The following is a 19,518-nucleotide window of genomic DNA, read 5'->3' as shown; positions in this document are numbered from 1 at the left end:
GACGGATTAGTTGCTCAGGTTGACGTCGATCGCCTGATAGAAGGCGTTGGCGGTGTCGGCTATGTCCCACACGGCAAGGATCACGTGCGAACCGCTGCGATCTGCTGGTATGTTGCACTGGTGGGTGACCTGAGCGGCCGGGATGGCGCCGCCATCGTTGAACTGGCAGAACGGCGTCAGGTCAAAGGAAGCGCGGGTCAGTGGCTGAGAAGCGTCCCAGTTCGGTTTGGTGATGAAATAGCGCCAGCTGGTGGTGCTGTGACGCGCGGTCAGTTTCCAGGTAAAGGAGTTCGGGCCGGTTTTCAGGTTGAGCTTGTTCCAGCGCGTCGGCGTTTGCTGATCCAGCTCGAAGAAAGTGGACTTGTTGGCGCTGGCGATGTGGCCGTCAACCGGGCCGGCCTGCGGGAAGCCTTTCAGGCCTTCGACGCTCTGCGGTTCATATTGCACGCTGCCGCACTGCGTGTTGAGCTGCAGTTTGCACTGATAGGCGCGGCTGGCCGGCGACTCGACATAACCGTGGGCATTCGCCTGTTGCGAAACGCCGAACATGGCCGCGCTCAGCAGGCCCAGAGAGAGCAGGGTACGGGAAGTTTTGTTCATAAGTCACTCCTGACTGAAATTATGTTGTAAGTTGAGCGTATTTCACCGACAAAATGAGAGACTAATAACGCAATTGGAAATAACCCTTCTTGTCGGCTTGTTTTATTTTTATCATTCTGGTTGTGCGATAGAGCGGAATGTTTTAACGGCTATTAACGAAAATTATTATGATGACGATCTTTGATCGTTAGGCTGAATTTATTTAACTGTCACAGTGTAAAAACACGGCGCTATGATGAAATTTATATCATGTAGTGATGAATAGTATTTAAGATAGCGCTCTCATTTATGAAGTATATTGCTTGTTGCCTTGAGTACCCTTGTTCGACTTGATCGATTTTTGTGCGCCACCACCTCGGGAATTTAGTGTCATTTTTCTTATTTTATTTTAAAGAGGAATTTGTATGACTAGATTATCCCTGGACGCGATTAAAATAATCAGCACCATCAAGAGCACCGGCTCTTTCTCTATGGCGGCGGAGGCGTTGCATAAAACGCCTTCGGCGATCTCTTATCGGGTTTCCAATATTGAAAGCAAACTCTGTGTGAAACTTTTTCATCGCAATGGCCCTATGATTACCCTGACGGATGAAGGGGAGTTTCTCCTGCAGGAAGGCAGTTGGATTTTAAATGCGGTGCAGGATCTGGAAAGCCGGGTGCGCAACATCCCCAAGCTGGACAATAATATCCGCCTGGCGGTAGACACCTTCTTCCCGCTGGAAACGCTGACGCAGGATATCCGCGACTATATTCAACATTGCCCGAACGCCAATATCTCGGTGCAGCGGGAAGCGTTGAACGGCACCTGGGATGCGCTGAAGAACAACCGGGCGGATCTGATCATCGCCATCGGCCAAATCCCCGACAGCGTGCAGGCCAAAACCCTGATGCTCGGCAAGCTCAATTTCGTGATGTGTGTATCGCCTTCCCACCCGTTCGCGGCGCAGAGAAAGCCGGTATGCAAGAAGCAGCGGCTGAACGATATCGTGGTAGTGATCGCCGACAGCAGCCATGAGCTGCCCAAACGCAATCACGGCACGCTGCCTCTGCAGCGTCAACTGGTGGTATGCGATGTGGAAAGCAACCTGGCGCTGCTCAAGCGCGGCATCGGCCACGCTTTTTTGCCGCCTGCGCTGATCGAAAAGGAATTAGCCAGCGGTGAACTGGTGACGGTGCCGGTGGAGATGCAAAAGGGCGACGAAATGATTTGGCTGGCGTGGCATCCGGCCAGCAAGGGCGCCGGGTTTAACTGGTGGCATGAGCGGCTGACGCGCAAAAGCGATGTCTACAGCCTGATGGGCCGCGAAGTGGTGCGGGATGGCGGTTATCCATGGTGCCATAACTGAAGGAATAGAGACGAAGGGACGCGAAAATCAAACGGTTAACTCAATGAAAACCCCGCAGCATTCGGCTACGGGGTTTTTTTATGGTTTACGCCACGCGGCCCACCTTCAGCCAGGCGCTGTCTGAACCCGGCGCAGAGGTGATGTACCCCCACTTGGTCTGCCAGACGTAACCCTGATAGGACACCAGCGCGCCCTGCGCGTAAATGGTGCCCGGCACGTAGGCCGGAGCCGTCATGATCGGCAGGTTGCCGGGGCCGACGCCGGTGTAGCGCAGGCCGGTGCCCATATCCAGCTGGCTGTCGTCGTAGTCCGCGGCGTTGAAATAGCGATCCAGCGCGGCCAGCAGATCGCCGTTGCGGTTGTCTTGCCCCAGATGCCAGAACATCACGCCGCCCAGCTGCTGCTGCTTGATGTACTTCGCTTTGTATTTGAAGCTCTCGGCGTCGTCATAGGTGACGAACAGCCCGTTTTGCGCATGATACAGGTAAGGGGTTTTGGTCTTGTCGTTCCACAACCGCTGATAGCCGTAGTTGCCCTGCAGCATCTGCTCCAGCTGGCGATAGGACGCGATGCGCGGATCCTTGTCGCGCACACACTCTTCGCAGCCCACCAGCCAGTAGTCGGTGCTCGGATACGGATCTTCGCCCGGCGTGCTGTGGCTGCTGTATTGCCCGCCGTTGCCGCCGCTGACGCCCTTGAAGGCGCGGCCGTAAAACGGCACGCCCATCACGATTTTGGCGCTCGGCACCCCTTCCATCATCAGGTGTTGCTGCACCGCGGCATCGACCGTCAGGCTGAACGGGCTGGGGAAGGCGCGGGTCAGCTCTTCCCAGCTCCAGCCCAGATTGGCTTCGCGCAGCGCATTGTAGAAGGTCGGCCCGGCCGCGTCGCCGAACAGCGCCGCCTGGTGGTTGGTGATCTTCTCCCAGGGGCCGGCCAGATCGTAGGTCATCAGGTTGATGTAATCGAGCGGCGCGACGATCTGCGCCAGCTTGCTGTAATAGCGCGACAGGAAGAAGGCGCCGCCGGCGCCGGCGATGGTCAACTGATACGGCAGCGCCTGGCGGCCGTCAGCGACGGTTTGCTGATTCAGCAGGGTGCGGATCTCTTGCAGCGCGGCGATGAAGCCGTCCACTTCTGCCGCTTGCGGATACTCCCAGTCGATGTCCACGCCGTCGAAGCCGTAATCCTTCATGATGCGTACGCAGGATTGGGCGAACTTGGTGCGCGACGCCGGGGTTTTCACCGCGTTGACGTAGTTGGCGTGCGACACGCCCAGATCGTTGGAGTAGTACCAGCCGCCGATGGAGAACATGATGCGCAGGTTGGGGTTGTGCGCTTTGAGCGCGGTCAGGCGCTTGACCACATCGCGCGCTTTGGCGTCGTTGGTGGCCGGATCCCAGGCGCATTCCAGGTTGCTGTTGATATCCAGGAAAGAGAAGTTGATGTGCGTCAGCTGTTTGGCTTTGGCCGGCGTGATGTTGGATACCGGGAATGGCACGATGGAGGTATCGGACTCGGTGTAATTATTGATTTGGTTGGTTGGAATAAAATAATACCCAATAACGGCTTTGCGTGTGGACATGGTATTTCTCCAGAGTGGATGTTTTTATGATGGGGAAGTATTTCCCACCGCCATTAATGTTTATTTTTCGTAAAAACAAAAGTCGAAATAAATCACGATAATAATGAAATTTTATTAACTGTCACATCCACGGGCGCTAATCTGTTGTGCCAGCGTTCAGCATGAATGAATTCGACCATAGGTCCTGTATTTATTCATTTGCTTTGTAATAGCATCCTTAACTAGATTCTGATTATCCGATGTCCCACCGGCCGTGATTGGCATTTAATTAAAAATAAAAAGGAGATGAGCTATGTCCAGCATAGAGCCTGACGCTGTTGGCTTAATAGTCCAGCGAGTATGTGAATATCTTCAGCCGGTATTGAACGCCATTCTGGCTGGCGTGATGGCGTTATTACATGGCGCCTATCGCAACGTGGGCATTCGGCGACGCTTATTGAATGCGGCTATGTGTGCGCTGTTGGCCTGGACGGTGCGCGATGCGTTAGCGCTGATGGGCCTGGAATTAAATTGGGCGAATTTGGCCAGCGTACTGATTGGTTTTATGGGGGCGGATTACATCAACGCCTTAATTAAAAAATTCATCGGCAAAAAGACGGGGTTTAAAAATGTTAAATGACATCGAAGATATTCGCTTTACCGCCCGCAGCGAAGAAAATCTGCGTGGCGTGCATCCGGATTTGGTGCGCGTTATTCGTTTGGCGCTGCGTTATTCACTGGTGCCGTTTTCCGTCAGCGAGGGGCTGCGCAGCATGGCACGCCAGCGGGAAATGGTGCGTGCCGGCAGCAGCCAAACGCTGCGCAGCCGCCACCTGACCGGCCATGCGGTGGACGTGGTGGCGATGCCGGCGGGCGTGGTCTCCTGGGAGTGGGATTACTATGCGCAGATTGCGGTGGCGGTACGGCGCGCGGCGCGTGAATGTGGTATCGACGTCGAATGGGGCGGCGAATGGAAAACCCTCAAGGATGGCCCGCACTTCCAGCTGCCGTTTCGGGACTACCCGGCATGAGCGGCTGGCTGCAGAAGCTGGCGCAGGGCGGGTTGTTGTTGCTGTTGCTGGCGGCCATTTGCCTCGGCGGCTATAGCTCGCTGTTGTCGCACCAGTTGGCCTCCGCGCGGCAACAGGCGGCGGAATTGCAGAAAAGCCTGGCGCAGCAGGCGGGGCTTATCGCCACCTTGCAGACTCAGGACGCGCAAAACCGCGCGCTGATGGCGGCGCAGCAGCGGCAGGAACAGCAGCTGCGCCAGCAACACGACGCTTATCAGAGGAAATACCGTGAAGCGATTAAAAACGATCCCTGCGCCGCTCGGCCTCTGCCTGGCGCTGTGCTTGAGCTCCTGCGCCCAGCCGCTGGCGCCGCAGGCCGTGCCGCTGTTGCCCCCTGAGTCGGTGTTCGCGCCCTGCGAACAGCCGCAGCTGCAGGGGGAGACCTGGGGTGATGCGGTAAGCTATACCCTGGCGTTACAAACCTCGTTACACATTTGCGCCGGCCAGGTGGAGACGCTCAACGCCTGGCGCGCCACGCTGCCGTCGCACTGACGGCGGCGCTTCTCTGACTCGTCCCGCAGGCCTTCTTTTTTTACTTTTAAAACGGTATTTCGACCAAGGTTATGGCGTGCTTCAAAGTTTGTGATGTTTCTCTCACTATACTTCAAGGCTGTGCCCTGTCATTGTACCTGGGCGCCATGGCCCACGGCAGGGCGCAGCCTCAAAGCCTTACCTCAACATAAAAGCAAAAAACAAAGGAATCCATAATGGACGAACAGCTCAAACAGAGTGCCCTTGATTTCCATCAGTTTCCTGTCCCAGGGAAGATCCAGGTTTCCCCCACCAAACCGTTGGCGACCCAGCGCGATCTGGCGCTGGCCTATTCGCCGGGCGTCGCCGCGCCTTGCCTCGAGATCGCCGAAGATCCGCTGGCGGCGTACAAATACACCGCGCGCGGCAATCTGGTGGCGGTGATTTCCAACGGCACGGCGGTACTGGGTCTGGGCAATATCGGCGCGTTGGCCGGTAAGCCGGTGATGGAAGGCAAGGGCGTTTTGTTCAAGAAGTTTTCCGGTATTGATGTATTTGATATCGAAGTGGATGAGCATAACCCTGACAAATTAATCGACATTATCGCCGCGTTGGAACCGACCTTCGGCGGTATCAACCTGGAAGACATCAAGGCGCCGGAGTGTTTCTACATCGAGCAGAAACTGCGTGAGCGCATGAAGATCCCGGTGTTCCACGACGACCAGCACGGCACGGCGATCATCACCACTGCGGCGGTGCTCAACGGCCTGCGCGTGGTGAAGAAGAATATCTCCGACGTGCGTTTGGTGGTGTCCGGCGCCGGCGCGGCGTCTATCGCCTGTCTGAACCTGCTGGTGGCGCTGGGGCTGCGTCAACAGAACATCACCGTCTGTGACTCGAAGGGCGTCATCTATAAAGGCCGCGACGCCAACATGGAGCAGACCAAGGCCGCCTATGCCATCGAGGATAACGGCCAGCGCACGTTGGGCGATGCCATCCCGAACGCCGACATCTTCCTCGGTTGCTCCGGCCCGGGCGTCCTGACGCAGGATATGGTGAAAACCATGGCGCGCGATCCGCTGATCATGGCGCTGGCTAACCCGGAACCGGAAATTCTGCCGCCGCTGGCCAAAGCGGTGCGTCCGGACGCCATCATCTGCACCGGCCGTTCCGACTACCCGAACCAGGTGAACAACGTATTGTGCTTCCCGTTCATCTTCCGCGGCGCACTCGACGTGGGCGCGACCACCATCAACGAAGAGATGAAGCTGGCCTGCGTGCATGCCATCGCCGATCTGGCGCTGGCGGAGCAGAGCGACGTGGTGGCTTCTGCGTATGACGACCAGGATCTCTCCTTCGGGCCGGAATACATCATTCCGAAACCGTTCGATCCGCGCCTGATCGTCAAGATCGCGCCGGCGGTGGCCAAGGCGGCGATGGATTCAGGCGTGGCGACGCGACCGATCGAAGACTTTGATGCCTATGTGGAGAAGCTGGCGGAGTTCGTCTACAAAACCAACCTGTTCATGAAACCGATCTTCTCGCAGGCGCGCAAAGAGGTGAAGCGAGTGGTGCTGGCGGAAGGCGAGGAAGAGCGCGTGCTGCACGCCACGCAGGAGCTGGTGTCGCAGGGGCTGGCTTTCCCGATCCTGGTCGGCCGTCCGAGCGTGATCGAGATGCGCTTGAAAAAGCTGGGCCTGCAGCTGACGCCGGGCAAAGATTTCGAAGTGGTGAACAACGAGTCGGATCCGCGCTTCAACGAATACTGGGGCGAGTACTACCAGATCATGAAGCGCCGCGGCGTTTCGCAAGAGCAGGCGCGGCGCGCGGTGATCGGCAACCCGACGCTGATCGCCGCCATCATGCTGCATCGCGGCGAAGCGGATGCGATGATCTGCGGCACCATCGGCAGCTACCACGAGCATTACGACGTGGTGAAGAACGTGTTCGGTTTCCGTGAGGGCGCACACGTCGCCGGTGCGATGAACGCGCTGCTGCTGCCGAGCGGCAACACCTTTATCGCCGACACCTACGTCAATGACGATCCGACGCCGGAACAGCTGGCGGAGATCACCCTGATGGCGGCGGAAACCGTGCGCCGCTTCGGCATTGAGCCGAAGGTGGCGCTGCTGTCTCATTCCAGCTTCGGCTCGTCTGATTGCCCGGCGGCGCGCAAGATGCGCAAAACGCTGGAGCTGGTGAACGAGCTGGCGCCGGAGTTGGAGATCGACGGTGAAATGCACGGCGACGCCGCGTTGGTGGAAAGCATTCGTCACGATCTGATGCCGGACAGCCCGCTGAAAGGCTCGGCCAACCTGCTGATCATGCCGAACATGGAAGCCGCGCGCATCAGCTACAACCTGCTGCGCGTCTCCTGCTCGGAAGGGGTGACCGTCGGGCCGGTGCTGATGGGGGTCGCCAAGCCGGTGCACATCCTGACGCCGATCGCCTCGGTGCGCCGCATCGTCAACATGGTGGCGCTGGCGGTAGTGGAAGCCCAGACCGAACCGCTGTAAGGCTGGGCTGAGTGACTGGCCCCCTGCGCCCTTGGCGCCGGGGGCTTTTTTATTTCCAGCGGACGTGGTACAAATAATCGTCAAACATGTACATGTACAGGTAAAGAAAATGACTACGATTAGCTACACGGCGGCCAGAAACAACCTTGCCGAGGTGCTTTTGGAAGCGCAAAAACAGCCGGTGGAAGTGACGCGCCGCGGACACGATGAGGTTTACATCATCAGTAAGGCCGACTATGAGGTTTTGGTCAAAGCCAAGGTGAAAGCGCGCATTCAGGCTAAACACGCGGATACGATTAAGGCGCTGGCCAATAGATGATCTTTTTGACCGCAGAGGATATTGCGGAATTCAATGCTGAAATTGTGCCTCACGGCCGCCAGGATGGCAGTAAAGTTGAGGCCGTAGCCAACCGCGTGCTCAATGCTTACCACTATGAGAACGTCACCGACGTTTACCGTTTGGCCGCACTTTATCTCATTGCTATCAGTCATGGTCATATTTTTCTTGATGGCAATAAGCGCACGGCCTTCCAAAGCATGGCGTTATTTCTCGGTATCAATGGCATTGCACTGCGTGAAGATGCGCAGCTGGTTGAACTCACGGTCGAGGCTGCTCAAGGCCGCCTCAACGTCGAACAAGCCGCGGAGTAACTGCGCCGGTTAACCGAATAACCCCTTTTCTCATTTCTTGCAGCGCGCGGCGATGGCGCGGATATCCTGCGGGGTAGTGCGGCAACAGCCGCCGATCAATTGTGCGCCGAGCGCGCGCCACTCTACCGCCTGATCGACCAGACTGCTGTGCTCGCTGCCGCAGGCGTGCCAGGTTTTGCTGATTGCATCGTAATGCTCCCCGGAGTTCGGGTAGACCAGCAGCGGTTTGTCGGCCAGCGCGCTCAGCTGACGCAACGCCGGGGCGACCTTGTCCAGCGCGATGCAGTTGATACCGATGGCCAGCACCTGCGGGTTGCCGCGCAGCGCGGACATGACCTCCGTCAGCGGCGTGCCGTCGCTGAGGTGTTGGCTGTCGCGCAGGGTGAAGGCGAACCAGGCGCCGAGCGTCGGGAACTCCTGCAGCAGCGTCAGCAGCGCCTGCAGTTCAGCGAAAGACGGTAGCGTTTCGCAGGCCAGCAGATCGACGCCGGTGGCGGCCAGCGCGGTGAGGCGCGGGCGGTGGAAGGCGATCATGTCATCCTGCGCCAGCCGATAGTCGCCACGGTATTCCGATCCGTCGGCCAGATAGGCACCGTATGGGCCTACCGAACCGGCGATCAGCAGCGGCGCGGCCTGCGGGTGTTCGGCCAGATAATCGCGGCGCGCGCGTTGCGCCAGCTGCACGCTTTTGGCGATCAGCGCCAGCGACCGATCCTGATCCAGGCCGCGGCGCAAGAAGCCCTGCGGCGTGGCCTGATAGCTGGCGGTGATGGCGCACTGGGCGCCAGCGTTGAAATAATCGAGATGCACCTGATAGATAAGCTCGGGATTTTCAATCAGCACCTTGGCCGACCACAGCGGATCGGTCAGATCGCAGCCGCGCGCTTCCAGTTCGGTGGCCAGCGCGCCGTCCAGGATCAGCGTGGGCTGTTCGGCCAGCAGGTGGGCGACGGGGTTGTTAACCGACATGTTGTTCTCCCAAAGCGGTTTTTTGCCCGGCGCGCCGGGTCAGGAAATAGGTGAGGTAGCACAGGGCGACAAACGGCAGCCCGCAGTAGAGCGCAATGCGCTGCTCCGGATCGAACGCCAGTCCGATGCAGGCCAGCAGGCACAGCGCAAAGCCGAGGATCGGCGTCAATGGGTAGCCGGGCGCGCGGTATTTCAGGCCGCTTATCGGCTGGCCGCTGCGAAGGTAGGCGCGGCGGAAAGCATAGTGGGCGGCGCAGATGCTCAGCCACACCGCCACCACCGCAAAGCCGGAGATTGCCGACAGGGCGACAAACACCGTATCCGGCGCGATCACGCTGGTCAGCAGCGCCAGGACGCCACCGAGCATGCTGAAGGTCAGGGCATTGATCGGAATGCCGCGTGCATTGACGCGGGCGAAGTAGGCCGGCAGGGTGCGCTGGTGGGCCAGTGACCACAGCATGCGCCCGGAGGCGTACAGGCCGGAGTTGGCCGCCGACAGGATGGCGGTCAGGATCACGAAGTTGAAGATATCGGCGGCGTAAGGCACGCCGATGCGTTCAAACACCAGCACGAACGGGCTTTTGACGATCCCCGCCTGATCCATTGGGATCAGCGCCGCCAGCACGAACACGGTGCCGATAAAGAACAGCATCAGACGGATCACCGTGGTGCGGATCGCCAGCGGCACGACTTTTTCCGGGTTCTCGGTTTCACCGGCGGCGATGCCGATCAGTTCCGTGCCGGAGAAGGCGAAGTTCACTGCCACCATGGTCATCAGGATCGGCAGCGTGCCGTGCGGCAGCCAGCCGGAAGCGGTCAGATTGTGCAGGAACGGCGCCGGGGTGCCGTCTTTCATCGGCAGCAGACCGAACATGGCGGCGCCACCCAGAATGATAAACGCCAGAATGGTCACCACTTTGATCAGCGAAAACCAGAATTCGCTTTCGGCGAAAAAGCGGGTGGTCACCACGTTAAGCAGAAAAATGGCCGCGCAGAAGATCAGGCACCACAGCCACACCGGCGACTGCGGGAACCAGTACTGCATGCAGAATCCGGCGGCGGTCAGGCTGGAGCCGAGCGCCACTGTCCAGGTGAGCCAGTACAGCCAGGCGACGGCATAGCCGGTGGCCGGCCCCAGATAGCGCGAGGCATAGACGTGAAAAGCGCCGGTTTCCGGCATCGCCACCGACAGCTCACCCAGGCACAGCATCACCAGGTACACCACCAGCGCGCCGATCAGGTAGGCCAGCAGGGTGCCGAGCGCCCCGGTGGTAGAGATGATATAACCGGTGTTGAAAAACAGCCCGGTACCGATCACACCGCCCAGCGACAACATCACCAGGTGCCGGGCCTTCATGCTGCGTTTGAACTGCCCTGCGGCGGGCGCCGATGCGTGCATAATAATCTATCCGTATAGACGTCTAAATATCTGAATGGCTATTGGTTATACCCGCAATGCCTTTCCAACGCAATGCGCCACCGGCGATCGCCGCGTAAAAAAATCGTTAAGTCGGATCTATATGCAAATGATAATTATTATCTATAATGTCGCCATTTTCGATAATGGGGCAACATGATGAGATATCTGATTTTATTGGCGGCGTTGGCGCTCGGCGCCTGCAGCCAAAACTCGGTGCAAACGCCGGCCAACAGCATCGACAACCTGGGTAATATCACCGATCTGCACAGCGGCGCGACCCTGACGCCTGAGCAGCTGTTGACGCGATTGGCGCAGCAGCCGCGGGTGATCGTCGGGGAAAAGCATGACAATCCTTACCACCATCAGATTGAGCAATGGCTGGTGCAGCAGCTGCCGCAGCGGCGGCCGCAGGGCAGCGTGCTGATGGAGATGATCAACCCGAACCAGCAGGCGCAGGTGGACAAAGTTAAGCAGTGGCTGCAGAGCGATCCCACAGTGCGTGACGGCCGCGTGGCGGAACTGATCGCCTGGCAGCCGGGCTGGAAGTGGGAACTGTATGGCGGGGTGACGATGGCGGCGATGCGTGCGCCATACCCGCTGTGGTCAGCCAACCTGGATCGCAGCGAGATTACGGCGTTCTATCAGCAGCCGCAGTTCCCGGCGGGGCAGTTATCGGCGCAGCCGGCGGTGCGCAAGGCGCTGGAAGAAACCATCCGCACTTCGCACGGCGGCAAGATTGAGGCCGACCAACTGCACGCGATGCTGGCGATCCAGCAGCAGCGCGATCGGCGTATGGCGGAACGTTTGCTGGCGGCGCCCACGCCCGCGCTGTTGATCGCCGGTGGCTATCACGCCGCCAAATCGGTGGGCGTGCCGCTGCACGTGCGGGATCTGCAACCGGCGGCGGCCTCGACGGTGCTGATGTTGGCGGAGCCGGGCGTACAGGTTGATGCGAACACAGCGGACTACCTGTGGATCACACCATCAGTGAAATGAATACGTTAAGGCAGTGAAAAGGGGTGTTAATTATATTTGCAAATGATTATCATTAGTAAATGTGATCTGCAATCATTCGCAATTAAGCAAGCTAATGCCCCTATGTTAAGTCAGTCTTATTCCCTTCCGGCCTTTGAGCTGCCGCAGCCTCGCTGGGCGCGCGGCCTGCTGCTCGCCCTGGCGGCGCACGCGGCGTTGGTATTGCTGTTTTATTGGCCGCAGACGGCGCTGGAACCGGTGGTGCTGCCGCCGCCGGCGGTGATGATGAGCTGGGCGGCGCAGATTGAAGCGCCGGAAAGCAAGCCGCTGCCGTTGGGCGTGCAGCAAGCGGAGTCCGCCGCGGCGCAGCCCGCTGAGCAGCAGCAACAGCCGGATCTGCCCAAGCTGGCGCGCGCCGATAAAGCGAAAATCGTGACGGCGCAGAAGAAGCGCGCCGAACACCGCCCCCCGCAAAAAGCGCAGCCGAAACCGCAGGAACAGGCCAAAGAGACGCGCAGTGCCGCCGCGTCCAGCGCCGCCGCGCCGCAGGCGCAGACGCTCTCCCACCAAACCGCCGCGCCGATCAACAGCGATGCCAACAGCAACGCGCAGGCCAAGCTGTCGTGGGAGAGTCTGGTGAAGGGCAAGCTGAACCGCATCAAGGAATATCCCCTGGATGCCCGCAGCCGCCGGCGTAGCGGCATGCCGCAGGTCAGTTTCAGCGTCGATGCGCAGGGGCGCGTGTCGAATGTGAGCCTGCAGGTGCGCTCCGGCACCGCGTCGCTGGATCGGGAAGCGGTGGCGGTAGTGTCGCGCGCGCAGCCGTTGCCGCCGCCGCCGCCGGAGATGCTGCAGCAGGGGGCCGTCAGGGTGACGATGCCGATCGATTTCAATCTGGCGGAGCTGAACGCCCGCCGTTAATGCTGGCAGACGCCGCCTCGCTGCCGTCCGCCTTTTCAAACTTCGTGAGGGATTATGAACCCGCTGTTATTCACCCCGCGCCGCCGCATTGCGGCCGCGTTCTGGCTTTCTTTAGGCGTCGCCGGCGCCGCGCTGGCGCAACCGCAGCCGCCGTTGGCGGAACGCGCGCCGAAAGTGCTAACTGCCCACGGCGAGACGCGCATCGACGATTATTACTGGCTGCGCGACGACAGCCGAAAAGAGCAGAAGGTGCTGGACTACCTGAAGGCGGAGAACCGCTACACCGAGCAAATGATGGTGCCGTACCAGAAGCTGCGCGCCACGCTGTATCAGGAGATGCTGGGCCGCATGAATCCTGACGATCGTTCGGTGCCCTATCAGCTCAACGGCTATCGCTATCAGGAAAGCTACGCCGCCGGTAAAGAGTTCGCGCTGTATCAGCGCCAGGCGCTCACCGCCGACGCGCCGTGGCAAACCTTGCTGGACGCCAATCAGCGCGCGGCCGGCCAGGCCTATTATCGACTGGGGGCAATGGACGTCAGCCGGGACAACCGCCGTCTGGCGGTGGCCGAAGATCTGCAGGGCCGCCGCCAATACCGCATCTCCCTGCGGGAGATAGGCAGTGACAGCTGGTCGCCGGAAACGCTGGAAAATACCTCCGGCAACATGCTGTGGGCCAACGACAATCAAACCCTGTTCTACGTGCGCAACCACCCGCAAACGCTGTTGCCGTATCAGGTTTACTGCCATCAGTACGGGACGCCGACGGCGCAAGATAAGCTGGTGTACCAGGAAAACGATCCGGCGTTTTACCTCAGCCTCGGCCGCTCATCCTCACGCGATTACCTGATACTCACCATCAGCGGCAATACCACTTCCGAAGTGCGCCTGATCGACGCCAGCCAGCCGCAGCGCGAGCCGCAGTTGTTCGCCGCCCGACAAAACGGCCGCGAGTATTACCTCGATCACTACCGCGGCGAGTTCTATCTGCGTTCCAACCATCAGGACCCGAATTTTGGCCTGTACCGTACGGCGGCGGCGGGTAAACCCTGGCAGACGCTGATTGCGCCGCAGGCGCAGCACGAGGTGGAAAGCTTCAGCCTGTTCCGTGACTGGCTGGTGGTGCAGGAACGCGCCAACGGGCTGGTACAGCTGCGGCAAATCAGCTGGGACGGTAAAACCGAGCGCGCCATCCCGTTCGACGACGCCAGCTACATGGCCTGGCTGGGCTATAACCCGGAGCCGGACAGCGATCGATTGCGCTACGGCTATTCGGCGATGACCACGCCGACCCGCACCTATGAGTGGGATCTGAATAAGGGCGAGCGCACCCTGCTCAAACAGCAGGACGTGAAAGGCGTCGATCCCAGCCTGTATCACAGCGAGCGCATTTGGATCGCAGCGCGGGACGGCGTGAAGGTACCGGTCTCGCTGGTGTATCGCAAATCGCTGTTCAAAAACGGCCATAACCCGCTGCTGGTCTACGGCTATGGCGCTTACGGCATGAGCATGGATCCGGCGTTCAGCGCCAACCGCATCAGCCTGCTGGATCGCGGCTTCGTCTATGCGCTGATCCACGTGCGCGGCGGCGGCGAGCTGGGACAGAGCTGGTACAAACAGGGCAAGCTGACGCACAAACCGAACAGCTTCAACGACTTCATCGACGCCACCCAGGCGTTGATCAAAGACGGCTACGGCCAGCCGGGGCGCATCTACGCCATGGGCGGCAGCGCCGGCGGCTTGCTGATGGGGGCGGTGATCAATCAGGCGCCGCAGCTGTACAACGCGGTGGTGGCGCAGGTGCCGTTCGTCGACGTGGTGACCACCATGCTGGACGACAGCATTCCACTGACCACCGGCGAATACGAGGAGTGGGGCAACCCGAACCAGCCGGCCGCCTATGCGCTGATGAAGTCCTACAGCCCGTACGACAACGTGCGCAAGCAGCGTTATCCGAACCTGCTGGTCACCAGCGGTTTGTACGACTCGCAGGTGCAGTATTGGGAGCCGGCCAAATGGGTGGCGAAGCTGCGGCGTTTCAAACAGGGCGATTCACTGCTGCTGCTCTCCACCGACATGACCGCCGGCCACGGCGGCAAATCGGGCCGCCTGGCGCGGCTGGAAACCGGCGCGCTGGAGTACGCCTTTATTCTGGCGGCGGACCGGCAGGCGCAGAAATAACCTTCAGCGCCGCGGCACGCTGCGGCGCAATAAAACAATAACAACCTTATTTACCGCGTTTTCGGCGGGCTTTTTGCTGGGCATTGTCGGCCATCAAACCTTATTGGCTATTTCTGGGGATATATGAAAATCAAAATGATAGCGAGCCTGATCGGCGCGGGACTGGCGCTGCACGGGCCGGCTGCGGCCGCGCAGGAACAGGCGGAAAATAATAAAGGCAGCGTGGCGTTCAGCCCGCTTAACGTCTCGGCTGCCGAGAGCGGCAAAAGCAGCGAAAAAGACGCGTTGGCCAGGCCAGGCGCGTTCAGCTCGCGCGATGAAAACAAAAATCTGGAGTCGGTGGACAGCATTCTGCGCAGCATGCCGGGCACCTATACCCAGATCGATCCCGGCCAGGGATCGGTCAGCGTCAATATCCGCGGCCTGAGCGGTTTCGGCCGGGTCAACACCATGGTCGATGGCATCACGCAAAACTACTACGGCAACTCGCCGAGCGACGCAGCGCACGGGGGATTGCCCACCAGCCAGTTCGGGGCGCTGATCGATCCTAACTTTATCGTCGGCGTCGACGTGGCGCGCGGCAACGCCACCGGTTCCGACGGCGTCAACGCCCTGGCGGGCAGCGCCAACTTCCGCACTATCGGCGTGGACGACGTAGTATTTGGCGACAACCCGTTCGGCGTGCGTACCAAATTCTCGGTGGGCAATAACGGCATCGGCCGCAGCGGCATGATCGCCGTCGGCGCCAAAACCGCCGCCTTTGCCGACGGCGGCAGCCTGGGGGCGATGGCGGCGATCAGCGGCAGCTCCATCACCTCCAACTACAAAAACGGCGCCGGTTTCGACAGCGAGATGTTCAACGTCGATAAAACCTACCGCCAGAACCCGAAATCCCAACTGTTCAAAGTGGACATCAAGCCGGATGCCTTCAACAGCATCGAACTGTCGGCGCGCAGCTACCAGAATAAAATCACCCGCCGCCACATCGACAGCGACGATTTCTACCTCAAATATCACTACGCGCCGTTCTCGGAATTGATCGATTTCAACCTGACCGCCAGCACCAGCCGCGGCAAGCAGCAGTTCATGTCCGACAACATGGCGGGGTTCAGCGACAGCACGGCGAAAAACATCTCCGATGCGCTGGATATCAACAACACCAGCCGTTTCAGCCTGCAGGACGTCGATTTCGCCTTCAGCTACGGCGGCAAGCTGGTGCGCAACGAGTATAAGAAAAAGGCCTCCGGCTTGGTGACGGATGACAATCAGGCGGAAAGCATGCCGGTGGGCATTGCCGGCAAACAAGATATCTCCAGCCTGTACAGCGGGTTGCAAGCTAACTACGGCATCTGGCAGGGGAATTTCGATCTGAACTACACCGCCTATCGTCTCTCCGGCTATAAGCCGGCCTGTGACGAGCGCGTAGAGTGCTTCCCGCAGGGCGCCGGCAATATCACCCGCAACGAACACGGCTTCAACCCGTCGGTGATGCTGTCGGCGCAGGTGACGCCGTGGCTGCAGCCGTTCGTCAGCTACAGCAAGTCGATGCGCGGGCCGAATATCCAGGAGGTGTTCTTCGCCAACAGCGAAGGGCAATCGATGAACCCGTTCCTCAAGGGCGAAAAAGCGGAGACCTGGCAGGGCGGGTTCAATGCCAATGCCCACGATCTGTTGTTCAAGCAGGACAGCTTCCAACTGAAAGCGGTCTATTTCGAAACCAGGATCAAAAACTACATTTCCAGCCAATCCTACCTGGTGTGTAAAAATCGCCAGAAGTGCAATCGCTCGCAGGCGACGCAGGAAGAGTGGGATAACGCGGACGCCAACGTCAAAATGACCATGTACAGCAACGCTCCCGAGCCGGTCAAAATGCGCGGGGTGGAGCTTGAAGCGCTGTACGACGCCGGTTTCGCCTTCACCAAACTGTCGTTAAGCAAGGAGCATACTTCCCAGCCGACCAACCAGGCCAGCAACGAATTCGGCGCGGGCGACATCAGCGAACTGCCGGAATTCTACTTCACGCTGGACAGCGGGGTGCGCCTGCTGGACGAGACGTTGACGCTGGGCGGGGTGGTGAAATACACCGGCAAAGCGGTGCGCCTGTCGCCTGATTCCACTCCCGATGAAAACGAACAGTTGATGAAGGAGCCGGCGCCGCATATTCCGACCATTATCGATCTGTACGGCACCTATCAGGTGAATCGCAATCTGTTGCTGAAGCTCAGCGTGCAAAACCTGATGGACAAAGACTATTCGGACGCGCTGAACAAGATGAACTCGCTACCGTCGCAGTCACAAGATTTCACGCCGACCAACACCGCCCGTGGGCGGACTTATATCTTCGGCGGGGAGGTACGCTTCTAAACCGCAGCAGAGCAGGGCGCAGTCACTGCGCCCGTTTTGCCTGCAGCAGCCATTTGTCCAGCTCGTTGGCGAACTGCTGGCGGTCGCGCTGGTTCAGGGCGTTCGGGCCGCCGGTCTGAATGCCGCTGGCGCGCAGGGTATCCATAAAATCGCGCATGTTGAGGCGCTCGCGGATGGTGTCCGGCGTATAGCGCTCGCCGCGCGGGTTCAGCGCCACCGCGCCTTTCTCTATCACCTCCGCCGCCAGCGGAATGTCGGCGGTGATCACCAGATCGCCCGCTTCGCAGCGGCGCACGATCTCGTTGTCGGCCACGTCGAAACCGGCCGCCACCTGCAGTGAACGGATGTACTTCGACGGCGGCGTGCGCAATGGCTGGTTCGCCACCAGCGTCACGGTGATGGCGGTGCGATCGGCGGCGCGGAACAGCACCTCTTTGATCACGTTCGGACAAGCGTCCGCATCGACCCAAATCTGCATCATTTCGGCTCCTGCAGCCAGTCGCGCACCGGCAGGAAATCGCGCGCCAGCGCCGCTTCCGGGCTGTCGCCTTCCGGCTGGTAGTTATATTCCCAACGCACCAGCGGCGGCATCGACATCAGAATGGACTCGGTGCGCCCGCCGGTTTGCAGCCCGAACAGCGTGCCGCGATCCCACACCAGGTTGAACTCCACGTAGCGGCCGCGGCGATAGAGCTGGAACTGGCGCTCGCGCTCGCCCCAGGTCAAGGCCTTGCGTTTTTCGACGATCGGCAGATAGGCGTCGAGGAAGCCCTGGCCCACCGCACGGGTGAAGGCGAAACAGTGGTCGAAGTCCGGGGTGTTCAGATCGTCGTAGAACAGGCCGCCGATGCCGCGCGCTTCGTTGCGGTGCTTGATGAAGAAGTAATCGTCGCACCACCGCTTGTATTTGGGGTAAACCTCGTCGCCGAACGGCGCGCACAGCTCGGCCGCGGTACGGTGCCAGTGCACGGCATCCTCTGCGAAACCGTAGAACGGCGTTAGGTCAAAGCCGCCGCCGAACCACCACACCGGCGCTTCGCCCGGCTTTTCGGCGATGAAGAAGCGCACGTTGGCGTGGCTGGTGGGCACGTAGGGGCTGAGCGGGTGGATCACCAATGAGACGCCCATCGCCTGGAAACTGCGCCCGGCCAGTTCCGGACGGTGCGCGGTGGCCGAGGCCGGCAGGGTGGCGCCGGAGACGTGCGAGAAGTTGACCCCCGCCTGTTCGAACACCGCGCCGTTGGTCAGCACGCGGCTGCGGCCACCGCCGCCTTCTTCACGCGTCCATTGGTCTTCGGTGAACGTGGCGCCGCCGTCGGCCTGGGCGAGCTGCGCGCAGATATGATCCTGCAGCGCCAGCAGGAAGGATTTTACTTCAGCGATGTTAGGTAAACTCATGCGGGGTCTTTATAGCGTCTGGCTGAACAAGGCGCTGAGTATACTCTTATTCGCCGCCCGCGGCATCAGCGGGGTTTGCGCTGGTGGGCATCGAAGTAATCGAAGAAATTGATGATGCCGTCCGAGATGGCGCGGGCTATTTTCTCGCGAAACGCGGTGGTGCCCAGCAGCCGCTCTTCGTTCGGGTTGGTGATGAACGAGGTTTCTACCAGTACTGAGGGAATGGACGGCGATTTCAGCACCGCGAACGCCGCCTGTTCGGTGCTGTCGCTGTGCAGGTGGTGCACCGGGCGGATCTGGCCGAGCACGTGGCGGCCGAGCGTCAGGCTGTTGTTGATGGTATCGGTTTGCACCAGATCGAACAGCACCTGCTGCAGGTAGTTGTCCTGATCCTTGTACTTGCCGCCCGCCACGTCGTCGGCGGCGTTTTCACGGTTGGACAGGTAGCGCGCCATGGCGCTGCTGGCGCCGCGGTTGGACAGGGCGAACACCGAAGCGCCGGAGGCCGATGGGCTGGTGAAGCCGTCGGCGTGAATCGAAATGAACAGATCGGCCTGGTGCTGGTGGGCGATCTCCACCCGCTGGAACAGCGGAATGAACTCGTCTTCTTCGCGCGTCAGGCGCGCTTCGACGTGGTCGTGCTCATGCAGAAAACGGCGCACGTGGTTGGCGATTTCCAGCACGATGTGTTTTTCCTGCGAGCCTTCGTGGCCGACCGCGCCGGAATCGATGCCGCCGTGGCCGGGATCGATCATCACCAGCTTTTTGCCGCCGATCGGTTTTGCCGCCGGTTTGCTGTGCTGATTGCGCAGCAGGCCTTCCGCCTTGGCGCTTTGGCTTTTTACGCCGAGCAGCGCCACCGCCAGGCCGGAAAGCAAAAGTTGGCGTCGCGTCGGGGAAACGGCAAGCGGTTTAAAATTGAGGAATGGTTTACCCTGCTTTTTCATTACGCAACGCTCCATCGACGTTTCTATTTTGCGACGTTATATCGTATTGATAATCATTAATCGACCCGATAACTATTTCCATTTATTACGCCTGTTACCGGCGATTTCTGGGCAAATAGCGCGGT

At 59.8% G+C, this 19,518-nt stretch carries 19 protein-coding genes; 12 read left to right on the top strand and 7 right to left on the bottom strand.

What is annotated here, in order from left to right; all coding sequences use genetic code 11:
* Positions 1-6: 6 nt before the first annotated feature.
* Positions 7-600 (bottom strand): chitin-binding protein/chitosanase CBP21, encoded by a 594-nt coding sequence (cbp21, locus tag AC6BYQ_RS25175; RefSeq protein ID WP_019453872.1) that lies wholly within the window; start codon positions 598-600, stop codon positions 7-9.
* Positions 601-1,004: 404 nt separating this feature from the next.
* Between cbp21 and AC6BYQ_RS25170 the strand changes: the two genes are divergently transcribed.
* Positions 1,005-1,946 (top strand): LysR family transcriptional regulator, encoded by a 942-nt coding sequence (locus AC6BYQ_RS25170; RefSeq protein ID WP_019453871.1) that lies wholly within the window; start codon positions 1,005-1,007, stop codon positions 1,944-1,946.
* A gap of 85 nt (positions 1,947-2,031) precedes the next feature.
* On the opposite strand, the gene chiB is transcribed toward AC6BYQ_RS25170, so the two are convergent.
* Entirely contained in the window at positions 2,032-3,531 is a 1,500-nt protein-coding gene (gene chiB / locus AC6BYQ_RS25165; RefSeq protein WP_063919840.1) for a chitinase ChiB, read from the bottom strand.
* Positions 3,532-3,823: 292 nt separating this feature from the next.
* On the opposite strand from chiB, the gene AC6BYQ_RS25160 reads away from it, so the two are divergent.
* The 7 genes from AC6BYQ_RS25160 to AC6BYQ_RS25130 all read left to right on the top strand — a co-directional run bounded on the left by AC6BYQ_RS25160 (position 3,824) and on the right by AC6BYQ_RS25130 (position 8,218).
* Positions 3,824-4,150, top strand: coding sequence for a phage holin, lambda family (locus AC6BYQ_RS25160; protein ID WP_033643982.1), 327 nt, complete (start codon positions 3,824-3,826; stop codon positions 4,148-4,150).
* A gap of 10 nt (positions 4,151-4,160) precedes the next feature.
* On the top strand, positions 4,161-4,541 hold the full coding sequence (gene chiX, locus AC6BYQ_RS25155) for an L-Ala D-Glu endopeptidase ChiX (protein WP_462933310.1): 381 nt from the start codon (positions 4,161-4,163) through the stop codon (positions 4,539-4,541).
* Positions 4,538-4,918 (top strand): DUF2570 family protein, encoded by a 381-nt coding sequence (locus AC6BYQ_RS25150; RefSeq protein ID WP_063919837.1) that lies wholly within the window; start codon positions 4,538-4,540, stop codon positions 4,916-4,918. The genes chiX and AC6BYQ_RS25150 overlap by 4 nt, the downstream gene beginning before the upstream one ends.
* Positions 4,899-5,072, top strand: a complete 174-nt coding sequence (lysC, locus tag AC6BYQ_RS25145) for an Rz1-like lysis system protein LysC (RefSeq protein WP_172837464.1) — start codon at positions 4,899-4,901, stop codon at positions 5,070-5,072. The genes AC6BYQ_RS25150 and lysC overlap by 20 nt, the downstream gene beginning before the upstream one ends.
* A gap of 215 nt (positions 5,073-5,287) precedes the next feature.
* Positions 5,288-7,567: an NADP-dependent oxaloacetate-decarboxylating malate dehydrogenase gene (maeB, locus tag AC6BYQ_RS25140; protein ID WP_016926766.1), complete on the top strand. Its 2,280-nt coding sequence runs from the start codon at positions 5,288-5,290 to the stop codon at positions 7,565-7,567.
* A 109-nt stretch (positions 7,568-7,676) separates the two neighbouring features.
* Positions 7,677-7,886, top strand: a complete 210-nt coding sequence (locus AC6BYQ_RS25135; protein ID WP_004936539.1) for a type II toxin-antitoxin system Phd/YefM family antitoxin — start codon at positions 7,677-7,679, stop codon at positions 7,884-7,886.
* Positions 7,883-8,218 (top strand): type II toxin-antitoxin system death-on-curing family toxin, encoded by a 336-nt coding sequence (locus AC6BYQ_RS25130; RefSeq protein WP_498057683.1) that lies wholly within the window; start codon positions 7,883-7,885, stop codon positions 8,216-8,218. The genes AC6BYQ_RS25135 and AC6BYQ_RS25130 overlap by 4 nt, the downstream gene beginning before the upstream one ends.
* A gap of 30 nt (positions 8,219-8,248) precedes the next feature.
* On the opposite strand, the gene mmuM is transcribed toward AC6BYQ_RS25130, so the two are convergent.
* Positions 8,249-9,187, bottom strand: coding sequence for a homocysteine S-methyltransferase (gene mmuM, locus AC6BYQ_RS25125; RefSeq protein WP_498057682.1), 939 nt, complete (start codon positions 9,185-9,187; stop codon positions 8,249-8,251).
* Positions 9,177-10,586 carry an S-methylmethionine permease gene (gene mmuP, locus AC6BYQ_RS25120; RefSeq protein WP_015378686.1) on the bottom strand — a complete coding sequence of 470 codons (1,410 nt, stop codon included), beginning with the start codon at positions 10,584-10,586 and terminating at the stop codon, positions 9,177-9,179. Before mmuP ends, mmuM begins: the two co-directional genes overlap by 11 nt.
* 177 nt (positions 10,587-10,763) lie before the next feature.
* On the opposite strand from mmuP, the gene AC6BYQ_RS25115 reads away from it, so the two are divergent.
* The 4 genes from AC6BYQ_RS25115 (at position 10,764) to AC6BYQ_RS25100 (ending at position 17,048) form a co-directional block, all read left to right on the top strand.
* A complete protein-coding gene (locus AC6BYQ_RS25115) occupies positions 10,764-11,603 on the top strand; it encodes a ChaN family lipoprotein (RefSeq protein WP_063919835.1) in 840 nt (279 codons plus the stop codon).
* A 102-nt stretch (positions 11,604-11,705) separates the two neighbouring features.
* Positions 11,706-12,503 carry a TonB family protein gene (locus tag AC6BYQ_RS25110; RefSeq protein WP_198636244.1) on the top strand — a complete coding sequence of 266 codons (798 nt, stop codon included), beginning with the start codon at positions 11,706-11,708 and terminating at the stop codon, positions 12,501-12,503.
* 54 nt (positions 12,504-12,557) lie between these two features.
* Positions 12,558-14,684 carry a S9 family peptidase gene (locus AC6BYQ_RS25105; protein ID WP_498057681.1) on the top strand — a complete coding sequence of 709 codons (2,127 nt, stop codon included), beginning with the start codon at positions 12,558-12,560 and terminating at the stop codon, positions 14,682-14,684.
* A gap of 123 nt (positions 14,685-14,807) precedes the next feature.
* Positions 14,808-17,048, top strand: a complete 2,241-nt coding sequence (locus AC6BYQ_RS25100) for a TonB-dependent receptor domain-containing protein (RefSeq protein ID WP_498057680.1) — start codon at positions 14,808-14,810, stop codon at positions 17,046-17,048.
* Between the two features lie 22 nt (positions 17,049-17,070).
* Here AC6BYQ_RS25100 and AC6BYQ_RS25095 read toward each other — a convergent pair whose 3' ends face one another.
* The 3 genes from AC6BYQ_RS25095 to amiA all read right to left on the bottom strand — a co-directional run bounded on the left by AC6BYQ_RS25095 (position 17,071) and on the right by amiA (position 19,393).
* Positions 17,071-17,526 (bottom strand): YaiI/YqxD family protein, encoded by a 456-nt coding sequence (locus tag AC6BYQ_RS25095; protein ID WP_004936514.1) that lies wholly within the window; start codon positions 17,524-17,526, stop codon positions 17,071-17,073.
* Positions 17,526-18,446: an oxygen-dependent coproporphyrinogen oxidase gene (gene hemF, locus AC6BYQ_RS25090; protein WP_019453859.1), complete on the bottom strand. Its 921-nt coding sequence runs from the start codon at positions 18,444-18,446 to the stop codon at positions 17,526-17,528. Before hemF ends, AC6BYQ_RS25095 begins: the two co-directional genes overlap by 1 nt.
* A 65-nt stretch (positions 18,447-18,511) precedes the next feature.
* Entirely contained in the window at positions 18,512-19,393 is an 882-nt protein-coding gene (amiA, locus tag AC6BYQ_RS25085) for an N-acetylmuramoyl-L-alanine amidase AmiA (protein ID WP_019453858.1), read from the bottom strand.
* Between the last annotated feature and the right edge of the window lie 125 nt (positions 19,394-19,518).

This window comes from Serratia sp. LTN-2 (assembly GCF_059740205.1).
This window is presented reverse-complemented; position numbering and strand designations above follow the sequence as displayed.

What these genes read in the sequence shown, in the direction of transcription:
- cbp21 (WP_019453872.1), bottom strand. Translation starts at nt 600, where the DNA reads ATGAACAAAACTTCCCGTACCCTGCTCTCTCTGGGCCTGCTGAGCGCG.
- AC6BYQ_RS25170 (WP_019453871.1), top strand. Translation starts at nt 1,005, where the DNA reads ATGACTAGATTATCCCTGGACGCGATTAAAATAATCAGCACCATCAAG.
- chiB (WP_063919840.1), bottom strand. Translation starts at nt 3,531, where the DNA reads ATGTCCACACGCAAAGCCGTTATTGGGTATTATTTTATTCCAACCAAC.
- AC6BYQ_RS25160 (WP_033643982.1), top strand. Translation starts at nt 3,824, where the DNA reads ATGTCCAGCATAGAGCCTGACGCTGTTGGCTTAATAGTCCAGCGAGTA.
- AC6BYQ_RS25150 (WP_063919837.1), top strand. Translation starts at nt 4,538, where the DNA reads ATGAGCGGCTGGCTGCAGAAGCTGGCGCAGGGCGGGTTGTTGTTGCTG.
- maeB (WP_016926766.1), top strand. Translation starts at nt 5,288, where the DNA reads ATGGACGAACAGCTCAAACAGAGTGCCCTTGATTTCCATCAGTTTCCT.
- AC6BYQ_RS25135 (WP_004936539.1), top strand. Translation starts at nt 7,677, where the DNA reads ATGACTACGATTAGCTACACGGCGGCCAGAAACAACCTTGCCGAGGTG.
- AC6BYQ_RS25130 (WP_498057683.1), top strand. Translation starts at nt 7,883, where the DNA reads ATGATCTTTTTGACCGCAGAGGATATTGCGGAATTCAATGCTGAAATT.
- mmuM (WP_498057682.1), bottom strand. Translation starts at nt 9,187, where the DNA reads ATGTCGGTTAACAACCCCGTCGCCCACCTGCTGGCCGAACAGCCCACG.
- mmuP (WP_015378686.1), bottom strand. Translation starts at nt 10,586, where the DNA reads ATGCACGCATCGGCGCCCGCCGCAGGGCAGTTCAAACGCAGCATGAAG.
- AC6BYQ_RS25115 (WP_063919835.1), top strand. Translation starts at nt 10,764, where the DNA reads ATGAGATATCTGATTTTATTGGCGGCGTTGGCGCTCGGCGCCTGCAGC.
- AC6BYQ_RS25110 (WP_198636244.1), top strand. Translation starts at nt 11,706, where the DNA reads ATGTTAAGTCAGTCTTATTCCCTTCCGGCCTTTGAGCTGCCGCAGCCT.
- AC6BYQ_RS25105 (WP_498057681.1), top strand. Translation starts at nt 12,558, where the DNA reads ATGAACCCGCTGTTATTCACCCCGCGCCGCCGCATTGCGGCCGCGTTC.
- AC6BYQ_RS25100 (WP_498057680.1), top strand. Translation starts at nt 14,808, where the DNA reads ATGAAAATCAAAATGATAGCGAGCCTGATCGGCGCGGGACTGGCGCTG.
- AC6BYQ_RS25095 (WP_004936514.1), bottom strand. Translation starts at nt 17,526, where the DNA reads ATGCAGATTTGGGTCGATGCGGACGCTTGTCCGAACGTGATCAAAGAG.
- hemF (WP_019453859.1), bottom strand. Translation starts at nt 18,446, where the DNA reads ATGAGTTTACCTAACATCGCTGAAGTAAAATCCTTCCTGCTGGCGCTG.
- amiA (WP_019453858.1), bottom strand. Translation starts at nt 19,393, where the DNA reads ATGAAAAAGCAGGGTAAACCATTCCTCAATTTTAAACCGCTTGCCGTT.